This window comes from Bradyrhizobium denitrificans, from assembly GCF_013179005.1.
Lineage (GTDB): Bacteria > Pseudomonadota > Alphaproteobacteria > Rhizobiales > Xanthobacteraceae > Bradyrhizobium > Bradyrhizobium denitrificans.
Map to the genome: position 1 here is coordinate 21,710 of NZ_JABFDP010000039.1, position 19,453 is coordinate 41,162.

Here is a 19,453-nt window from a genome sequence, read left to right on the forward strand (position 1 = left end):
GTCAGGCCGCAGCCTTCTCCGTCAGCCCGACCGCCCATAGCGCGAAGGCGTAGACGATCGCGACCTCGTCGAGCCGGTTGAAGCGGCCGGAGGCGCCGCCATGGCCGGCGCCCATGTTGGTGCGCAGGAGGACGGGACCGCCACCGGTCATGGTCGCGCGCAGCCGCGCGATCCATTTCGCCGGCTCCCAATAGGTGACGCGCGGGTCCGTGAGTCCGGCCATCGCGAGGATCGCGGGGTAAGGCTTGGCCGCGACATTGTCATAGGGCGAGTAGGACAGGATGGTGCGAAAGTCCTTCTCGCTCGCGATCGGGTTGCCCCATTCGGGCCATTCCGGCGGCGTCAGCGGCAGGGTGTCGTCGAGCATGGTGTTGAGCACGTCGACGAACGGCACCTCGGCGACGATGCCGGCGAACAGCTCGCCCGAACGGTTGGCGACGGCGCCCATCAGCATGCCGCCGGCGCTGCCGCCATGGCCGACGATGCGCCTGGCGCTGGTGTAGTTCGCCGCGATCAAAGCGCGGGCGCAGGCCGCGAAATCGTCGAAGCTGTTGGTCTTCTTCTCGCGCTTGCCGTCGAGATACCAGCCCCAGCCCTTGTCGGTGCCGCCGCGGATATGCGCGATGGCATAGACGAAGCCGCGGTCGACCAGCGACAGCCGGTTGGCGGAGAACGAGGCCGGCATCGCCATGCCGTAGGAGCCGTAGCCGTAGAGCAGCAGCGGCGCCGACCCATCGGCCTTGAAGTCGCGCCGGTGCAACAGCGACACCGGCACCTCGGCGCCGTCGTCCGCTCTGGCCATGATGCGCGTGGTGACGTAGTCGGCCGGATTGTGCCCGGACGGAATCTCCTGCCGCTTGCGCAGGGTTCGTGCGCGCGTCACCATGTCGTAGTCATAGACCTCCGACGGCGTCGTCATCGACGAATAGGAAAACCGCAGATTCGTCGTGTCGAACTCGTAGGATCCCATCGCGTCGAGTGAATAGGCGCCTTCGTCGAACGCGATCGCATGCTCCTCGCCCGAGGCGAGGTCACGGATCACGATCGACGGCAGCGCATTGGCGCGTTCCAGCCGCACCAGGTGCCCGGCGTAGAGATCGTGGTCGAGCACATAGATGCCGGCGCGATGCGGAATGAGGTCGCGCCAATTGGCGCGCTCCGGCGTCGCCAGCGGCGCGGTCACGATCTTGAAGTCGATGGCGCCGTCGGCATTGGTGAGGATGAACAGCTCGTCGCCGCGATCGGCGATCGCATATTGCACCCCGTCTTCCCGCGCGGCCACCAGACGCGGCGGCGCTTCGGGAGCATCGAGATCGATCAGCCGCTGCTCCGAGGTCTCGTGATCGCCGCCGGCGATGACGCAGAACCGGCCGGAGGTCGATTCATGGACATGCGTGAACCAGCCGGTGTCCTTCTCCTCATACACCAGCACGTCGTCCGACTGCTGGGTACCGAGCCTGTGCCGCCACACCTGCATCGGGCGGTGATTGTCGTCGAGCTTGACGTAGAAGAAGCTCTTGCAGTCGCGCGACCACACCACGCCGCCATCGCTCTCCTCGACGAGATCGTCGAGGTCGTGTCCGCTATCCCAGTCACGGACGCGGATGGTGAAATATTCCGAGCCCTTGGTGTCGGCGCTCCAGGCGACCAGCCGGTGATCATGCGAATGCCGGCTGCCGCCGAACTTGAAATAGTCATGACCCTTGGCGAGCGCGTCGCCGTCGAGCCCGATCGTCTCCGCTCCGCCATGGCGCGGCATGCGGCAGAACAGCTCGTGCTGCCCGCCTTCGCGATATTTCCGGAAATAGGCGTAGGGCCCGTCCGGCGACGGCACCGAGGAATCGTCCTCCTTGATGCGGCCGCGCATCTCCGCCACGAGCTTCTTCTGCAACGGCGCGGTGTGGCCGAGCACGCCTTCGGCATAGGCGTTCTCAGCTTCGAGATATGCCCTGATGTCGGCGTCGAGCAGCGAGGGATCGTGCAGCACCTCCTGCCAGCGCGCATCCTTCAGCCAGGCATAGTCGTCGTGGACGGTGATGCCGTGGCGCGTGAAGGAATGGCTGCGGCGCGGCGCCACCGGCGCGGCGATCGTGGCGTTGATCGGCTGTGTCACTCAGGTCCTCGATGATGCTGAAATGGGTTCCCGAGATATGGGCGGCAGATGGCGAATTGCCATACGGTCATCTCGCGGCGAAAAAAGGCGTTAGCGATCGGCGCTGCGCCGGGTGGGGCGACATCCCGTGAAAATCCGCGGATGCGGACCAGCCCTGGGCGCGCCCGCGTTGCTCACGCAATCGTGGTGGAGGCTGCGGCCGAGCGCCTTTTTTTGGCGACGCCAAGGTGGGACTGCTGACGCATGATCATGATACCATTCCGCGCGGGCGCGTTGCTCGCCCGCCTGACTGTTGCCATCGCGGCGATCGCCGTGCTTCCGTGCGCAGGGACGGCGGCCTCGCGGGCAGCGAGCAACTCGACAGCAACCGCGTCCGCTGCGCCCGGCGGCGCCGGAACACTCACGACGACCCCCGCGCCGGTCGGTGCGATCCCGCGGGTCGCCCCCTGGGACCCGGACGATTTCGGTGACTTCCACAAGAACGCCCTCGCGACGAAGACCCCTTACGGTCCGAGGGGCGGGCTGCACGATCTCACCCCACCTCCCGCCGGGGCCATACCGGTCTTCACTCAATTGCTTGCCCGGCACGGCGCACGCGCGGCGACCAGCGACGACGACTTCGCCGTCGTCCTCCAGGTGCTCGACGCGGCGAAGGCTGCCGGCACACTCACCGAAAAGGGTGCCACACTCGCGCGGCGCACAGCCGCGCTACAGAAGGTTAACGACGCTGTGGGCCTTGGTCAGTTGAGCACCCGAGGTCGCAGCGAGCAAAAGCAGCTCGCCGAGCGGCTCGCGCAACGGCTGCCCGGACTGTTTGCCGACGCAGCCCGCCAAGGCCGGACGATCACGGTGATAAACTCCGGCAAGGACCGCGCTATCGACAGCAGCGAGATCTTCGCACTGTCGCTCGGCCAGTCCGTTCCCTGGGCCGCGAAGCTCATCAAGGCGCCGGTTTCCGATCCGACCACGCTGTATTTCTTCAAGCAGCCGGAAAACGCGGCCTACCAGGCCTACAAGAAACGAGACCCCGACCTGCTGGCTGCCGAGAAAGCCGTCCGCTTGGCTCTGAAGACGGCAGCCGCGGCCCGCGAACTGCTGACCCCGCTCGTCGGCGTGCAAATCGTCGCGGCGCTCGACGCGGGTATGGTCACGGTGAAACCGAACGCCGAGGACGGCCCGGCGACACCGAACAGCGTCGACGTCGCCCTTGCTGTTTACGGTGTGTTTCAGCAGGCTCCGGCGCTGAATGCAGATGGCTCCGGGCCGATCACCCTCACTCCGTTCCTCTCCCCCGACGAGGCCGACCAGTTTGCGCGCGTCAGCGACACCGACGACTTCTACGAGAAGGGGCCTGGTTTTGCCGGGCGCACGATCACCTTCGCAATGGCCAAGCCGCTTGTCGACGACTTCGTTGCCGCAATGGACCGGATCGCCGCCGGCGACCTGCATGAGGCCGCCCGGCTGCGGTTCGCGCACGCCGAGACGGTCATTCCGTTCGCCGCGCTGTTGAAGTTGCCGCACAGCGCCACCCAGCAGCCCCTCGGCGTGATGTTCGACGACCACAATGGCTGGACCGGACGGGACGTCGCGTCGTTCAGCGCCAACATCCAATGGGATGCCTTTCGGACCACCGACGGTCGATTGCTCGTCCGCATGCTCTATGACGAGAAGGAGATCGCCTTCAAGCAGGGCTGCTTTCCGGTCAAGGACGACAGCCCGTATTACGCGTGGAACGAACTGAAGCGCTGCTACGGCTTCTGAGCGACGATCCACCCGCAGCGATTGCAAAAGGCTAGGCGCTGACGCTCTCGCCGAGCCATTGGATCGCGGCATCGAGGCCGCTGCGGCCATGCGGGATCTTCAACGCCACCAGCGCCATTTCGATCACGCCGAGCGTGCCCAGCACCATCGGCGCGTTGACATGGCCCATATGGGCGATGCGGAACGCCTTGCCGCTGAGATCGCCGATCCCGGTGCCGAGCACCACGCCGCACTGCTCCTTGCAGTAGCTCTGCAGCACGGCGGGATCATAGCCGCCGCCGACCAGCACGGTGGTGACCGTATTGGAGCGCTCGGCGGCATCGGCGATGTTGAAGCCGATCACTTGGCCCTCGCTCCACTTCGCGACCGCGCGGCGCACGGCCTCGCCGAGCAACTGGTGCCGGCGGAACGCGTGCGGCAGCCCCTCCGCGAACAGCATGTCGATGGCCTGGCGCAGCGCGAACAACAGATGCACCGGCGCGGTGCCGCCATATTTGCGATAGTGCTCGGCGCCTTCGCGCTCGCTCCAGTCCCAATAGGGCGTGCGCATATTGGCGCGCTTATGCGCCTCGAGCGCGCGCGCGTTCGCCGCGACGAAGCCGAGTCCGGGCGGTGTCATCAGGCCCTTCTGCGAGCCGGACATCGCGACGTCGATGCCCCACGCATCCATCTCGAACGGCATGCAGCCGAGCGACGCCACTGTGTCGACCATGTAGAGCGCGGGATGGCCACTCGCCTTGATCGCGCGGCCGATCGCCTCGACGTCGTTGACGACGCCGGAGGCGGTGTCGATCTGCGCCACGACGATCGCCTTGATGGTGTGCTCCCGGTCGGCGCGCAGCCGCGCCTCGACCTCGGCCGGCCGCACCGCGCGGCGCCAGTCGCCTCTGATGACCTCGATCTCGGCGCCCATGGCGCGCGCCGCTTGGCCCCAGCCGATCGCGAAGCGGCCGCTCTCCAGCACCAGCAGCTTGTCGCCGCGCGACAGCACGTTGGACAGCACGGCTTCCCAGGCGCCATGACCGTTGGCGATATAGATGTAGGTCTTGCCCTTGGTGGCGAACAGGCGGCCGAGATCGGCCATGAGGCCGTCGGTCAGCTCCACCATCTGCTTGGAGTAGATGTCGAGCGCCGGGCGGTGCATCGCCTGCAGCACCTCGTCGGGCATCGTGGTGGGTCCCGGGATGGCCAGAAATTCCCGGCCCGCGCGAACGGTCATAGTCGGTGTCCTTGGCGATGTGGTCTTGCGATTGGCGTCGGGGTGATGGCGGGCCGTCGCAGGCGCTCGGCCCGAGCCGTTTGTACGTGGCGCGGCCGCGTCTGAAAAGCCGGAGAAGCCGGGGGGCTGGCATGCCCCGGCCGGCCGGCGCAGCGTAGCCTCAGCGCCGGGTTTCGCGGCAACCGGCGGCCTCGGCCTCCTCGACCGAGCAGAACCAGCGCGTGCCCTTCGACACATGCATCTTGATCTGGGCGTACCAGCGGCTCTGCGGCGTATGATAGATGCACTCGCCGGCGCTATTGACATTGCCCTTGATGGTGCAGTCGGGTGACGGCGCAACCGGGCCCGAGGCCGAGGCGAGCAGGATGTTGCGGGCACTCTCCGGCGGCTTGGTGGCGCCGAGGATCGTGGTCTTCTTGTTGCGCACCCGCCAGTCCCATGGCGCGATGAAGGCGCCCTGCCACATGCCGGCCTTGGCCGTGCGGGCCTCTGCCTCCTCGGGCTCGTAGTCGTGCGAGACGGTGCGATAGGCCAGCGCCCAGCCGTTGCGCACCAGCCATTTCTGGATGTCCTCGCCATCGACATCGCAGCGCGCCACTTGGCGGCCGCGGCGGTCGATCGCGCGTGGATGGCACACCCAGCTCTTGCCGTCGGCATGCTTGATCAGTTCGTCGCGCGCCGCCACTCCGCAGGTCCAGCGCTCGCCATCCTTGTTCAGGCACAGCTGATCGACCGACGGCGCGTCAATGCCGCCAAGCCGGATCCGCGTCGTGCCGATCGTGATCCCGTCGGCCTCGCGGATCTTGGGAATGCCGGTGATCTCCGCGGCGTGAGCAAGCGACGGCAGCAGCAGGAGCAGGGCGAGGGAAACTGTTTTCATCGGCATCAAGGGGGCGTGTTCATCCTCGGCTGGAACAATGCACACGATTGTGCGGCGGATCGCCTGGCGGTTCCAGCGCCGTGATCGCGTGAGCCGCTCAACTTCGCGCGATGGTGGCGGAATTTTAAGAGGCCGGCCCTCCCGGGAGCTGGACCCGCGCGGTCGCCGCGACGGCGGCGAGCTCCCTCACCGCGCCACAACCCGCCGCGCCAACGCCAGCCCCATCAGCACGAAGGCCGAGGTGACCTCCGGGCCGCCCACCAGGATGCGGGTCGGGGTCTTCATCTTGTTCCACTCATAGGCGCGGTACGGATGCCGCCGGCCGCCTTCGCCGAACGCTGCAACGATGCAATGCACGGCCGGAGCGAAGCTCGCAGCGGCGCCGCCGAGATGGCCGAGCGCGATCAGCGCCAGCGCCGCGTCGAACGGGTTCATCTCGCGGCCGATCAGCTCGTCCTCGACATAAGCGAGCACGCGCAACCGGATCAGCTCGAATGCGCCGTCGGGATCGATCGCCTGCCGCGCGGCCGGCGGCAGCGCCATGAAGGCGTGGTAGCAGCGGCCGAAATAGGCGCAATACAGCTCCGGCAGATAATAGATGTGCGACCGCGGATCGGCAAAGGCGCCGCTGATCACCAGCCGTTGCTGGAAACCGACGATCCGCCTGACGACGTCGAGCCGGCCCTCGGTCTCCAGGATCTGCCAGCGCGACAGGTTGCGGAACGAGACTTCGAGCACGTCGAGATTCAAGGTCGGATCGAGGTCGTTGCCATAGGGCCGCTCGCCGGCCAGGCTGTCGATCCAGGTCGCGATGCCGCCTTCATAGTCGATATTGTCGTTGATCGGCACCGTCACCCGCGGCTCGTTGCTGCCGGCGCGGACCTGATAGCCGGCATAAAAGTCGACCAGCGGCTGCGCGAGGATCGGATCATCCGAGCCGGCCTGCGTCGCCGCCGAAAACGAGCACGCCGTCGTGTCGCAATCGGGCACGTAAACGCCGAAGCCGAGATCCTGCTTGATCTGGGTGAAGAAGCGCGAGAAGCGCGGATGCGGCGGTGGCGCCAGCGCGGTGACGACGTTGTAGCTCTTGCCGTCCGCGCCGCGCACCTCCTCGCGGCTCGTGGCGAGGCAGAACGCGACCATGTCGCCGATCGCGCCGCGCGCCGCCAGCGTCTGATCGGGCGAGGCCAGGCCGGTCTCGACGTAGCTCAGCAGCGCCTCGGTAAAGAAGGCGTCGTAATAGGCCGAGCGGTGGCGGATCTGCACCGGCTCCCACATCGGCTCGGCGATGCCGCGCCACGGCGGATGAATCACCGCCGCGGCCGGCGAACGGGCGATGAAGACGCGGGCCAGGTTGAACAGCAAGGTCGAGTTCTTGTAGCCGCGGGCGTCGAGGCCCTTGAGCGCCATCAGCACCTCGCGGCCGCCGAGATCGGGATCGCCGATCAGGTTGAAGGCGGCGTAGGTCGGAATGAAGCCGTTGCGCGCGTAGGAGCCGAGCAGGTCGGCGCCGCAGGCCCGGATCACGCGGTCGATCTCGCTGGATGGCGGCATCGTGACGGCGGTCGTCCGGCGCGGCGGCGCCGGATGGCGCAGCGCGATGCTGTCGACCAGTTCGGCGATCGGACGGCCGACCGCCTCCCAGTCCGGCGTCGGATTGTCGCGGGCGAGCACCAGCGCCTCGCGCAGCGCCGCGAGGCGCGCCGGCTCTTTCAACTCCGGCAGGCCGGCCCGGCGCAACAGAGCGCGCAGTGCGGGATTGCCGAGCGCGGTTCGGTAGAACTTGGCCAGATGCGGGTCGCCGCGGCCGGGCTGGCGCAGGATGGGATCGCAGACCTCGTAGAGTGAGGGACCGTCCTTGCGGGCCGTCAGCGCGCGGCAGGCCGCGCCGGCAAAATACTGGAAACTCAAAATGGGACTCGCGGGTTGTCGAGGCGGGATCAATGGCATGCGCTGCTCGAAACGCCCGGCAAACGGCTCGTCACACGCATGCACCCGTCAAACTGGCATGCGGCGCGGGCAAAGACAACGTGACCGGGATCACGGCTCCGACCGGCGATTTGGCCGCAATGTGGCATTCGGGCGGTCCCGCGGAGACCCTTTGGAGAACGGCGCCATGGTTAAATTTTCCTTGATTTACAAGTGCTTGAAAAGTCAACGGTGTTTGGATGTTGCCCTGCTTGCGGGTTCGGGTTAAGCCTTTCTTCGTTGCGGTGCCGCAAATTGCGCGCAATTCGACGACACATCGTCTCGCAACCCCTCAAACCTCAGAGGCGCCCGCGCGACCCAAAGGTGCGATCCTTTGGCGCCGCATGGACAGGCTCGGACCAGGATTGACGTGATGACCGCAAGGCAGCCTTCCTTCTCCCGCCGTTCGGCCGTGATCGCCGCCGCGTTGCTCTGCACGGTGTCGCTCGCGATCGGCGCGAATGCTGCCCTGAACAAGCGCTCGCTCGAAGCCCCAAAATCTGCCGCCGCCGAGCGGGGCGTTGCATCGACCGGCAACGGCGCGCGGCTCGCGCTCGTCATCGGCAATGGTCACTACCCCGACGCCAACGCGCCGCTGGCCCAGCCGATCAATGATGCCCGTGCGCTGACCGGCGCGCTGCGCCGCGGCGGCTTCGACGTCGACGTGGTCGAGGACGCGAGCAAGGACGATCTGGCCCGCGCGGTCGAGCGCCTGACCGCGAGAATCAAACCGGATTCGGTAGTGATGCTGTTCTTCGGGGGCTACGCGATCCAGGCGGGCCGCGACAGCTACATGATCCCGACCGATGCCAAGATCTGGAAGGAAGCGGACGTCCGTCGCGAGGGCACCAGCATCGAGAGGGTGCTCGACGCCGTCAGCGAGAAGGGCGCCCGGGCCAAGCTCGTCGTGATCGACGCCTCGCGCCGCAATCCCTTTGAGCGCCGCTTCCGCGCTTATTCGCATGGCCTCGCGCCGATCAACGCGCCCGCCAACGCGCTGATCATGTCGTCGGCGACGCCCGGCAAGGTGCTCGACGACCCGCAGCAGGCCAACAGCGTGCTCGTCTCGGAGCTGCTCAATCAGCTCGGCAAGAGCCCGAGCGCCGAGACGGTGTTCAACAAGACCCGCAATGCGATCGCGCGCAGCTCCGACGGCGAGCAGGTGCCGACCGTGTCATCGTCGCTGGTCGAGGACATCCGCCTCAGCGCCGATGTCGCCAACGCCGGCAGCTGAGCCTCGGCCGCTCTCCAACGATCTTCCTGATTTGTACCGGCTGCCGCTATTCACGAGTGGCAGCAAACCCGTGCGACTTGCTCGGTCTGCGCCTCTCCCCGCCCCCGCCGCCCGCGGCGAGAGGGAGCCCACCGCGCACGCCGCAGCGGCTCCCGACCTTCGCCGAGCGGCCAGCGGCGCGCCTTGCCACGTCGCCGCCCGTCAGTTGCTCGCGAGCACCGGCCGCACCGGGTCGCCTTCCCGCAACAGCGCGCCGGCGCGGGCGACGACCACCTCGCCCTCGTTGAGCCCGTCGCGGATCTCGACCTGGCCGCCGGCCATCAGGCCGATCTCGACCCGCTTGGTCTCGACCCGCTGATTGCGGACCACCTGCACGACGGTCCCGTCGGGATCATACAGGATCGCGGTCAGCGGCAGCGCGACGCCACAGCTCTGGCCGGTCTTGATGACCGCGCGGCCGAACGCATTCACCAACAGCCGGGCGTTGCCGGTGATGGCGATGAACGCCTGGCCGAGCTGGCTGTTGGGCTCCACGGTGGGCGCGATGCGGCGGATCTTGCCGTCGACCTCGCCGGCGCCGACGATCCGGATCCGCGCCGTCTGGTTGACCGCAAGCCGGTTGATCTGCGCGCTCGGCACCAAGCCCACCAGGTCATATTCGTTGCGGGCAATGATCGAGAACAGCGCCTCGCCGCGGCCGGAGGCGAAGGCGCCGATGGTGGCGGTGGATGTCAGGATGGTCCCGGCGACCGGCGCCTGGACCATGATCGTGCCGCCCTCGGGCGGCGTCAGCCGCGCCAGGTTCTGCCCGGCGGTGACGGTGTCGCCGGCATCGACCAGGACCTCGGCGACTTTCAGTCCGGGACGGTCCGGCCGCACCGCGGTCTCGTCGCGGGCGAGCACCATGCCGGACACCTCGACGGTGTTGTCGAAGCAGGCCTTGGCCGCCTTGAGCACGCTGACCGCGGCGCCTCTGGGCGCGGTGTCCTCGGCCGCCATGGCCGGGCTCGCGGCCGCGCCCAATGCCAGGAGGCCGAGCGCCGTGAGCATCGGCATCCGGCGGGACGTGGCGGCAATTGCGGCATGTCTCATGCGAAACCGATCCTCGCGAACCCAATCCATTCGAACGGCTGCGTTCGGGATAGCAGACGCGCCGCCGCCGGGCCAGCCGACCCCGCGTCCTCGTATAGTCGCGCCAGCCGGCCGCGACGTTCAGCGTCGTGGTTGATTGAACGAGCCCGAATTTCCTCGCGGCTGCGCAACTCCCGGCAACGCGCAAGGCTACGGATCGCCCTCGCCGGCACCTGGCGCTTTCATGGCCGCGACGACGCCGCGGCGCTCGGCTTCCTTGACGACGAAGTCCGTCGCCAGGATCTCGCCGTTCTCACCAAAGATTCGCACCGGCAGCCCGGCCCGCAGCGCGAGCATCACGGTATTGAGCGTGCCGCGGCTGCGACCATCCCAGAAGGCAGCGATCTCGTCGACTCTCCGAACCAATTCAGCATTACGGAGAGGGCCAGCCTTCCGGCCATGCCGTTTCCAATCGGCCTGAATGATCAAGGTCGGCAAGCCCAGACTCCGCGCCGCCTCGATCGCCCACGTGTCGACACCCTGCGCGCCGCCGGAGACCACGCAGGTGTCGCACGGCAGCGAGGTCACGAAGGATTCGACCAGAGCCCGGCTCGGAAAGTGCCGTGACCCGACGATGCCGACGACCTTCGATGCGCCGTCCATGCAGACAGATCCTTCTCTCACAGCGGTGGCCGCCGATTTGCTTTGCCGATCGTCTCTTCCTTTGCTCGCTTTGGCATCCAATCGTTTCGAGACAGCAGATCGGAGGTGTGCCGCGGCAAGATCGCGCGCGTTCACGCCGCAGCACCTCATCGCCGAATTTGTCTCGTGAGTTTAAGCTGATTTGGCCTGTCCAGATGTTCTGGAAAAAAGAAATCGCTTGCGACGTCGGGCAAATCGGGTGGAGAGTTCCGCCCGTCCTGCCTCATTTGACGAGGGGCGCTTCGCGAACGTCACGATGCGTTGGGGTGGGATGCGATGGCCGCGATGTGGTGCAGCGTGCGGGGCACGCCGACGTACGCCATGTCGCGGACGGTGAAGTCGCAGGGTCCTGGCCTCCCGACGCTGAGGTCCGCGCAAGGCGCCAAGCGCGCTTTGTCGCCACGGTGGCAAACAAGCCCGGTCACCGGGGAGCTTGCGTATAATCCGTAAAGCCACCGCGCAGGGAGGGCCGGGTCGTTTCGGCTGTACCTGTGGTTCTGCCGCGTGCTTGTTTTGCTGCACGCGGACCGCAGGCTTCAGCCGAGGCCTGGTCCTCCCTGCGCCCTTGTCTCGAAGAGGGTGTCGCAATGATCACAGCTCGGACGCGACATGCGCCGCGAGGGCGCGATGTCATGTTTGGACGGCTCCTGCGGTCGATACAGGTGCCATCACCCGGTCGAGCCGGGGCGATGACGACGGCAAACTCAGCCATGCGTCGGGACGGTGGACGCGACGCTCATGCTTCACCTGATTGTGGCGCGCCGCTATCGCGCAAACGACCGCGACGGCGCCACATGGAGCGCGTAGGCATCGGCAGCTTCGTTGACGCGCGGATAGAGCTCGGTGACCAGCGGATCGTGCCCTGGGATGAACCGGTCCGGATGTCCCGCGAGCCGTTCGATGATCTCCCAGCCCAGCGCCATGTCGCCGACATTGTAGACAATCGGAAACGGACTGCGGCGCTGCAGATTGGCGTAGTAATGTGCTGCGTCGGAGGCGAGCACGACGGGTCCGCGCGCGGTGTCGACGCGCACCACCTGCAGCCCGTCGGAATGACCGCCGACCCGGTGCACGGTGACGCCGGGGGCGATCTCGCCGTCGCCGCTGTGAAACGTGACGCGCTCGCCATAGACATGGCGCACCATCGTGGTGACGTGCTCGACCGAGAACGGGTGCCGCAGCAGGCCGTTGCACATGCAGCGTCCCGTCGCATAGGCCATCTCGCGCTCCTGCAGATGAAACCGCGCATGCGGGAAACGGTCGAGATTGCCGGCGTGGTCGTAATGCAGATGGGTGACGATGATGTCGCGGATATCGGCGGCGTTCACGCCGAACAGTTCGAGCGCATCAACCGGGTTGCGGGTCAGCTTGCGGTTGCGCGCCTGGGCCTCGGCGGCGTTGAAGCCGGTGTCGACCAGGATGTCGCGCCCTGCGCTGCGAATCAGCCAGACGAAGTAATCGAGGTCCTGCGCGACCGCCTCGTGCGGATCCGGCTGCAGGAAGTTCATGCTCGGCGTGCGCGGCGACATCGTCGCATAGCGCAGCGCGTAGATTTCGGCGGCGTTCCCCATGATGCCCGTCTCGTTGATGGCCATTGGCGGGCATCGAGCCACCGCGGGCAGGCGGCGTCAATCGCTGCGGCGCGCGAACCGGATCGACCGGCGGCCCGACACAGTGTGAGGCGCCTCACTGGCGTTCGCCTTGCTTCGTTGCATGTTCCGACTGTGGCGATCGAAAGACGCCGCCGAGATCCGCCTGCCGTGGCGATTCTTCAACCGGCCCAAGCGGTTGACGAGTCGTCACGGCGATTTGATAATGCCTGACGCGTGGGTTAAGGTCGCCGCGGCGCAAGCTGGACGGCGCCTGATTGCTGGACCGCTGGACCGCCATCGTGATGACTGCTCGCCTGCTGTTGCTGCTCGGTTTGATGTTTGCCGTGGCGTTCTCTGGTCCCGCGCTGGCGGCCGGCGATCGCATCGCGCTGGTGATCGGCAATGCGAAATACCCGGATGCCGAAGCGCCGTTGAAAGAGCCGATCAACGATGCGCGCGACCTCACCGACGAGTTGAAGCGCGACGGCTTTACGGTCGAAACGCTGGAGAACGCCACCGGCGAAGCGATGCGCCGCGGGCTCGAACGGCTCTATGGCAGCATCAAGCCCGGCTCGGTGGCGCTGGTGTTCTTCTCCGGCTTCGGCATTCAGTCGAATCGCACCAGCTACATGATTCCGGTTGATGCGCAGATCTGGCAGGAGGCCGATGTCCGACGCGACGGCATCAGCCTTGAGCAGGTGCTGCAGGAGATCAACAGCCGCGGCGCCGGGGTCAAGATCGCGCTGCTCGATGCGTCCCGCCGCAATCCCTATGAGCGCCGCTTCCGCACCGCCTCGTCCGGACTGGCGCCGGTCATTGCGCCAAGTGGTACCCTGGTCATGTACTCGGCGGCGCTGTCGGCGGTCGTGTCCGATACGGGCCGCGACCGCAGCCTGTTCGTGCAGGAGCTCTTGAAGGAAATCCGCGTTCCCGATCTGACCGCGGAGGAGACGCTGAACCGCACCCGGGTCGGCGTGACCCGCGCCTCGCGCAGCGAGCAGGTGCCGTGGATCTCATCCTCGCTCGCCGAAGACTTCTCCTTCGTGCCGGGCGCAGGCGGCGTGCGGCCCACTCCGCCGGTCGAGAGCAGCACGGCGCCAGTCGCGGCTCCGACGCCGACCCCCACGCCGACCCAGGTCGTGGTGGCGCCGCCGCTCCCGCCGCCACCTCCACCTCCGCCCCCGCCGGTCCAGAAGGCGGATGCGCCGCCGGCGCCGCCCGTTGTTCCGCCGCCGCCGGTTCCGACCCCGTCGCCCGTCATCGCGACCACCGCGCCGACGACCACCGTGCCGACGACCACCGCGCCGGCCACCAACGTAACGGCCGCGCCGCCGGTGCAGGATCCCTTCGCCGAGGACCCGACCATCAAGAGCCTGACGGCCAAGATCGCTGCCAATCCGGAAGACGCCGGCGCGCTCTACCGGCGCGGCCAAGTCTATGCCAGCAAGGGCGCCTATGCGCAGGCCATCCGCGATTTCGACGACACGATCCGGCTCAATCCGAAGGATGTCGAGGCCCTCAATAATCGCTGCTGGGCGCGCACCGTGGTCGGTGAGCTGCAGGCGGCGTTGCGCGACTGCAACGAGGCGCTCCGGCTGCGGCCGAATTTCGTCGATGCGCTCGACAGCCGCGGGCTCGTCAACCTCAAGAGCGGCGCGACCAAGAACGCGATCGCCGATTTCGACGCGGCGCTGAAGATCAACCCGCGGCTGACGTCATCATTGTATGGGCGAGGCCTAGCCAAGCAGCGCAACGGCGCGGCGCAGGAGGGCGCGCTCGACATCGCCAACGCCAAGGCGATCGATCCCAATATCGTCCGCGAGTTCGAAAGCTACGGCGTGCGCTGATTTTTGCGCGCATGCGTCGGCCGCCTCGAACCATGCGGCGCGCCGGACCGACATAACCGCGAACAGCCGGGTCGCGAACGTGGTGTCGCGACGGGACCGGACCATGCGTTCGCGCCGATCATGCGCGAGGAGGGATTGGCAAATGACCGTATCGCAGACGAAGTCGACCTACGCTGCCAGCCTGACGGGCCTGTTCGTGGCCGTGGCGCTGAGCGCCGCGGCCACGCTGAGCGTCACCGCGGCCAAGGCTGCCGAGGATGTCACCGAAGACCAGATCGTCCGGGCGCTGGCCGGACCCAAGAAGCCGCTGACCCGCGGACTGTCGCTGTCGCCGCCGTCCGAAGCGGCGCCTGCCGCAGCGCCGGAACAGGACAAGTTCCTGCAGAGCATCCGCGGCCGTTCGACGCGCTCGCTGTCGACGGCAGAACGCGAGGAGATCGCGGCGGTCGCCAAGTCCAAGCCGAACATCGATCTCGAGATCACCTTCGACTACAATTCCGCCAATATCAGCCAGAAGTCGCTCGCATCGGTGCAGGCGCTCGGCCGCGCGCTGACCAGTCCCGACCTCAAGGGCTCGACCTTCGTCGTGGCCGGCCATACCGATGCCGCGGGTGGCGATGCCTACAATCAGGATCTGTCAGAGCGCCGCGCCGATTCGATCAAGCGCTATCTGGTCGAGAAGTTCGGCATTGCCGGCGCCGATCTGGTGACGGTGGGCTACGGCAAGAGCAAGCTCAAGGATCCGAGCCAGCCGCTCGCCGAGGTGAACCGCCGCGTCCAGGTGGTCAATATGCAGAGCAAGACGGCGGCCGCCAAGTAGCTCGGCGTCCGCATAGCGCCGACGGGGGTTGCGTGGCCAGAGATCGAGTTGACCGGATGCGTCCCGCAGTCTTGCGGGGCGCATCGTCTCGTCGGGACCTCCCGCGCTGTGTTTGCAGCCGGCGCCGCCTCCTCGTGAAACCGCACTTCGCGCCGACCGGATCGAGCCTTCGATGAAGCTGCCAAAATCCCTCAAAACCGTAGCCGGCGCGATCATCTTCGTGGCTTTGTTCGCCGGCTATTACACCTACGAGCATCGCTCGCATCCGGCCGCCGAGGAGCCGCCGATGCAGGCGCAGGTGCTGGTGACGAAGGCGGTGAAGGCCTGCTTCTCCGATCTCGTCCGGGTCACCGGGTTTGTCGTTCCCCGCCGCGAAGCCGTCGTCGGCGCCGACCAGGAGGGATCGCGGGTGACGGATGTCCTCGTCAAGGAAGGCGACACCGTCACGGAGAATCAGGAGCTGGCCCGCCTGACGCCGCCCCCGCCGCAGCCGGGGGCGCCGGCTGCTGCCGCAAACCGGCCGGTGTCGCTGCGTGCGCCGGCGGCTGGCGTCGTCACCGAGGTCCGTACCATCGCCGGCGCGCCCGCCTCCCCCCAGGCCGGACCGATGTTCCGCATTGCCGTGAACAATGAGCTGGAACTCGACGCCGAAGTCCCGAGCGTTCACCTCCTGAAGCTCAGCCCGGGCCTGCCCGCGCGCATCACGCGCGATAATCTGCCCGACATCATCGGCCGCCTCCGCGTGGTGGCGCCGCAGGTCGATCGCTCGACCCAGCTGGGCCACGCCCGCATCACGCTGACCAGCAGCGCAACGCTGAAGCCGGGGATGTTCGCCCGCGCCAATATCGACGCCAGGCGGAGCTGCGGCGTCGCCGTTCCCAATACGGCGATCGATCATCTCACCATCCAGGTCGTGAAGGGCAACACGATCGAGACCCGCAGGGTGCGGGTCGGCCTGGTGTCCGACACATCGACCGAGATCCTGGAAGGTCTCGCGGAGGGTGAGATCGTGGTCGCCGACGCCGGCAGCTCGCTGCATGATGGTGACCAGATCAAGACCATGTTCGCCGAAGACATCGATCGCACGCGGGTACGCTGATGGCACTGAATATCTCGGCATGGTCGATCCGGAACCCGCTGCCGTCGATCCTCTTCTCGCTCATTCTCCTGATTCTTGGCTGGATGAGCTTCAGCAAGCTCGCGGTGACGCGGCTGCCGAACGCCGACATTCCGGTGATCTCGGTCGCGGTGGCGCAGTTCGGCGCGGCGCCGTCGGAGCTTGAATCCCAGGTCACCAAGATCATCGAGGACGGCGTGTCCGGCGTCGAGGGCGCGCGCCACATCCAGTCCCTGATCACCGACGGCCTCTCGGTCACGACGATTACGTTCGCGCTCGAGACCAACACGGATCGCGCCATCAACGACGTCAAGGACGCCGTGACGCGGGTGCGCTCCGACCTGCCGCAGAACGTCACCGAGCCGTTGATCTCGCGCGTCGACAAGATCGGTTTGCCGATCGTGACTTATGCGGCGATCTCGCCAGGCAAGACGCCGGAGCAACTGTCCTTCTTCGTCGACGATGTGGTCAAGCGCGAGCTGCAGGGCGTCCGCGGCGTCAGCCAGGTCGAGCGCATCGGCGGCGTCGAACGCGAAATCCTGGTCTCGCTCGATCCCGACCGTCTGCAGGCCATGGGCCTCACGGCGGTGAATGTCAGCCAGAGCCTGCGCGGCACCAATGTCGACGTCGCCGGCGGCCGGGCCGAGATCGGCAAGAACGATCAGGCGATCCGCACGCTTGCCGGGGCCAAGACGCTGAACGAGCTGTCGAACACGATGATCCCGCTGTTCGGCGGCGGCGAGGTGCGGCTCGCCGATCTCGGCACCGTCACCGACACGATCGCCGATCGCCGCACCTTCGCGCGCTTCAACGGCGAGCCGGTGGTGGCGCTGGGCATCAAGCGCGCCAAAGGCGCTAGCGACGTGGTCGTCGCTGCGGCCGTGCAGAAGCGCATCGACGAGGTGAAGGCCGCGCATCCCGACGTCGATCTCAGGCTGATCGATACCTCGGTCGAATTCACCAAGGGCAATTACGAGGCTGCGATCTCGACCCTGTTCGAGGGCGCGATTCTTGCCGTCATCATCGTGCTGCTGTTCCTGCGGGACTTCAGGGCGACGGTCATCGCGGCGATCTCGCTGCCGCTGTCGATCTTCCCGGCCTTCTGGGCGATGGATATCCTCGGCTTCTCGCTGAACATGGTCTCGTTCCTGGCGATCACGCTGTCGACCGGCATTCTGGTCGACGACGCGATCGTCGAGATCGAGAACATCGTGCGCCATATGCGGATGGGCAAGTCGCCCTATCGCGCGGCGCTGGATGCCGCGGACGAGATCGGTCTCGCGGTGATCGCGATCAGCCTCACCATCATTGCGATCTTTGCGCCCGCAAGCTTCATGTCGGGGATTGCCGGCCAGTTCTTCAAGCAGTTCGGCATTACCGTCTCGGTGCAGGTGTTCTTCTCGCTGCTCGCCGCGCGGTTCGTCACGCCGATGCTGGCGGCCTACTTCATGAAGCATCACGATCACGAGGATCCGCCGCCGGGCTTCATCCTGCGCGCCTATCAGCGCATCGTGACCTGGTCGGTGCAACACTACTTCGTGACGGTGCTGCTCGGCATCGGCATCTTCGCTGCCTCGATCTGGAGCACGACCCTGCTGTCGCAAGGGTTCCTGCCGGCGCAGGACGCGGCGCGATCGCTGCTCGCAATCGAGCTGCCGCCCGGCGCGCAACTCGCCTACACCGAGAAGGTCACCGAGGAGATCGTGGCGCGGCTGCGCAAGCGGCCCGAGGTGCGCAGCGTCTTTGTCGACGGCGGCAGGCTGCAGGGGGCGATGGAGGTTCGCCGCGCCGGCATGATCGTCAACTACACCCCGAAGACCGAGCGCAAGATCACCCAGAAGGAGCTCGAACTCGCGATCACCAAGGATCTCGAGACCATTCCCGACATCCGCTTCTGGTTCACGGATGAGAACGGTCTGCGCCCGATCAAGCTGGTGCTGACGGGGTCTGATCCCAAGCTGGTCGACAATGTCGCCAGCGAACTCGCGTCGCAGATGAAGCGGATCCCGATCATCTCCAACGTGGTGTCCGACACGTCGCTCGACCGGCCGGAATTGCGGGTGCAGCCGCGCGCCGATCTGGCCGCGCGCCTCGGCGTGTCGACTGAGAGTTTGTCGCAGACGATTCGCGTCGCGACGATCGGCGATGTCGGGCCTGCGCTGGCGAAATATGATGCGGGCGGCCGCCTGGTCCCGATCCGGGTCCAGCTCGAGGATGCCGCGCGGGGCGATGTGAAGATCCTCGAACAGCTGCGCGTGCCGCTCGGCCAGTATGGTGAGAAGGGTGGCGTGCCGCTGGCGGTGGTCGCCGACATCAAGCTCGATCAGGGCCCGACCAGCATCAGCCGTTACGATCGCGGCCGGCAGGCCACGGTCTCGGCTGATCTCGTCGGGCTGGCGGCGCTCGGCGATGCGACCAAGCAGATCGACGACCTGCCGGTCCGGAAAAGCATGCCGGCGAGCGTCAAGCTGATCCCGTCGGACGATGCCGAGAGCCTGAACGAGCTGGCGTCCGGCTTCATCACGGCGATCACGGCGGGGCTGATGATCGTCTATGCGGTGCTGGTGCTGCTGTTCGGCACCTTCCTGCAGCCGATCACGATCCTGTTCTCGTTGCCGCTGTCGATCGGCGGCGCCATCGGCGCCTTGATGCTGACCGGCAAGCAGCTCACGATCCCGGTCTATATCGGCATGATGATGCTGATGGGCATCGTCACCAAGAACGCGATCATGCTGGTCGAGTTCGCCGTCGAGGCGATCCATGCCGGCACCAGACGCGACGAGGCGATCATCGATGCCGGCATGAAGCGGGCCCGTCCGATCGTCATGACCACGATCGCGATGGTCGCGGGCATGATGCCGAGCGCGCTCGCGGTCGGCGCGGGCGGCGAATTCCGTTCGCCCATGGCGCTGGCCGTGATCGGCGGGCTGGTGTTCTCGACAGTCCTGTCGCTTCTGTTTGTGCCTGCGATGTTCCTGGTGATGGACGATCTCAGCACGCTGTTCGGACGGCTCGGCCGCCGGCTGATCGTGTCTGACGGAACGGACGAGCCGGGCCACGACGCGGAGGGCGGACACGCCTCGCGGCCGCGGCCCTCGGTGGTGTCGCCGGCTGCCGAGTGAGAACGCA

13 protein-coding genes are annotated in these 19,453 nt (G+C 66.9%); 6 read left to right on the plus strand and 7 right to left on the minus strand.

All coding sequences use genetic code 11. From position 1 onward, the window contains the following. Window position 1: 1 nt before the first annotated feature. Complete coding sequence (locus tag HL671_RS33190) at window positions 2–2,113, minus strand: S9 family peptidase (protein WP_172242443.1); 2,112 nt, start codon at window positions 2,111–2,113, stop codon at window positions 2–4. Between the two features lie 243 nt (window positions 2,114–2,356). Here HL671_RS33190 and HL671_RS33195 point away from each other — a divergent pair, with 243 nt between their 5' ends. Continuing rightward, window positions 2,357–3,874 carry a histidine-type phosphatase gene (locus tag HL671_RS33195; protein WP_172242446.1) on the plus strand — a complete coding sequence of 506 codons (1,518 nt, stop codon included), beginning with the start codon at window positions 2,357–2,359 and terminating at the stop codon, window positions 3,872–3,874. Window positions 3,875–3,905: 31 nt separating this feature from the next. On the opposite strand, the gene HL671_RS33200 is transcribed toward HL671_RS33195, so the two are convergent. From HL671_RS33200 to HL671_RS33210, 3 genes are all read right to left on the minus strand, one after another. Continuing rightward, a complete protein-coding gene (locus tag HL671_RS33200; RefSeq protein ID WP_172242449.1) occupies window positions 3,906–5,093 on the minus strand; it encodes a pyridoxal-phosphate-dependent aminotransferase family protein in 1,188 nt (395 codons plus the stop codon). Between the two features lie 160 nt (window positions 5,094–5,253). Then, window positions 5,254–5,979, minus strand: a complete 726-nt coding sequence (locus tag HL671_RS33205; protein ID WP_012040878.1) for a thermonuclease family protein — start codon at window positions 5,977–5,979, stop codon at window positions 5,254–5,256. Window positions 5,980–6,159: 180 nt separating this feature from the next. Continuing rightward, window positions 6,160–7,884, minus strand: a complete 1,725-nt coding sequence (locus HL671_RS33210) for a hypothetical protein (RefSeq protein WP_172242452.1) — start codon at window positions 7,882–7,884, stop codon at window positions 6,160–6,162. 430 nt (window positions 7,885–8,314) lie between these two features. Here HL671_RS33210 and HL671_RS33215 point away from each other — a divergent pair, with 430 nt between their 5' ends. Continuing rightward, window positions 8,315–9,175: a caspase family protein gene (locus tag HL671_RS33215; protein WP_172242455.1), complete on the plus strand. Its 861-nt coding sequence runs from the start codon at window positions 8,315–8,317 to the stop codon at window positions 9,173–9,175. Between the two features lie 201 nt (window positions 9,176–9,376). Here the strand turns inward: HL671_RS33215 and HL671_RS33220 are convergent, their stop codons facing one another. The 3 genes from HL671_RS33220 to HL671_RS33230 form a co-directional block, all read right to left on the minus strand. Beyond that, window positions 9,377–10,267, minus strand: coding sequence for an efflux RND transporter periplasmic adaptor subunit (locus HL671_RS33220; RefSeq protein WP_012040881.1), 891 nt, complete (start codon window positions 10,265–10,267; stop codon window positions 9,377–9,379). Between the two features lie 189 nt (window positions 10,268–10,456). Beyond that, window positions 10,457–11,044, minus strand: coding sequence for a DNA-processing protein DprA (locus tag HL671_RS33225; protein ID WP_168167857.1), 588 nt, complete (start codon window positions 11,042–11,044; stop codon window positions 10,457–10,459). A gap of 668 nt (window positions 11,045–11,712) precedes the next feature. Continuing rightward, on the minus strand, window positions 11,713–12,519 hold the full coding sequence (locus HL671_RS33230) for an N-acyl homoserine lactonase family protein (protein ID WP_172242495.1): 807 nt from the start codon (window positions 12,517–12,519) through the stop codon (window positions 11,713–11,715). Window positions 12,520–12,842: 323 nt separating this feature from the next. Between HL671_RS33230 and HL671_RS33235 the strand changes: the two genes are divergently transcribed. The 4 genes from HL671_RS33235 (at window position 12,843) to HL671_RS33250 (ending at window position 19,446) form a co-directional block, all read left to right on the plus strand. Next, on the plus strand, window positions 12,843–14,387 hold the full coding sequence (locus tag HL671_RS33235) for a caspase family protein (protein WP_172242458.1): 1,545 nt from the start codon (window positions 12,843–12,845) through the stop codon (window positions 14,385–14,387). Between the two features lie 142 nt (window positions 14,388–14,529). Further along, window positions 14,530–15,207: an OmpA family protein gene (locus tag HL671_RS33240; RefSeq protein WP_172242462.1), complete on the plus strand. Its 678-nt coding sequence runs from the start codon at window positions 14,530–14,532 to the stop codon at window positions 15,205–15,207. Between the two features lie 172 nt (window positions 15,208–15,379). After that, entirely contained in the window at window positions 15,380–16,306 is a 927-nt protein-coding gene (locus HL671_RS33245) for an efflux RND transporter periplasmic adaptor subunit (RefSeq protein ID WP_012040886.1), read from the plus strand. Continuing rightward, entirely contained in the window at window positions 16,306–19,446 is a 3,141-nt protein-coding gene (locus HL671_RS33250; RefSeq protein ID WP_172242465.1) for an efflux RND transporter permease subunit, read from the plus strand. The genes HL671_RS33245 and HL671_RS33250 overlap by 1 nt, the downstream gene beginning before the upstream one ends. Window positions 19,447–19,453: the final 7 nt, after the last annotated feature.

Bases quoted from the DNA above. Each gene is read 5' to 3' on its own strand.
- HL671_RS33195 (WP_172242446.1), top strand. From the start codon at position 2,357: ATGATCATGATACCATTCCGCGCGGGCGCGTTGCTCGCCCGCCTGACT.
- HL671_RS33200 (WP_172242449.1), bottom strand. From the start codon at position 5,093: ATGACCGTTCGCGCGGGCCGGGAATTTCTGGCCATCCCGGGACCCACC.
- HL671_RS33205 (WP_012040878.1), bottom strand. From the start codon at position 5,979: ATGCCGATGAAAACAGTTTCCCTCGCCCTGCTCCTGCTGCTGCCGTCG.
- HL671_RS33215 (WP_172242455.1), top strand. From the start codon at position 8,315: ATGACCGCAAGGCAGCCTTCCTTCTCCCGCCGTTCGGCCGTGATCGCC.
- HL671_RS33220 (WP_012040881.1), bottom strand. From the start codon at position 10,267: ATGAGACATGCCGCAATTGCCGCCACGTCCCGCCGGATGCCGATGCTC.
- HL671_RS33230 (WP_172242495.1), bottom strand. From the start codon at position 12,519: ATGGGGAACGCCGCCGAAATCTACGCGCTGCGCTATGCGACGATGTCG.
- HL671_RS33235 (WP_172242458.1), top strand. From the start codon at position 12,843: ATGACTGCTCGCCTGCTGTTGCTGCTCGGTTTGATGTTTGCCGTGGCG.
- HL671_RS33240 (WP_172242462.1), top strand. From the start codon at position 14,530: ATGACCGTATCGCAGACGAAGTCGACCTACGCTGCCAGCCTGACGGGC.
- HL671_RS33245 (WP_012040886.1), top strand. From the start codon at position 15,380: ATGAAGCTGCCAAAATCCCTCAAAACCGTAGCCGGCGCGATCATCTTC.
- HL671_RS33250 (WP_172242465.1), top strand. From the start codon at position 16,306: ATGGCACTGAATATCTCGGCATGGTCGATCCGGAACCCGCTGCCGTCG.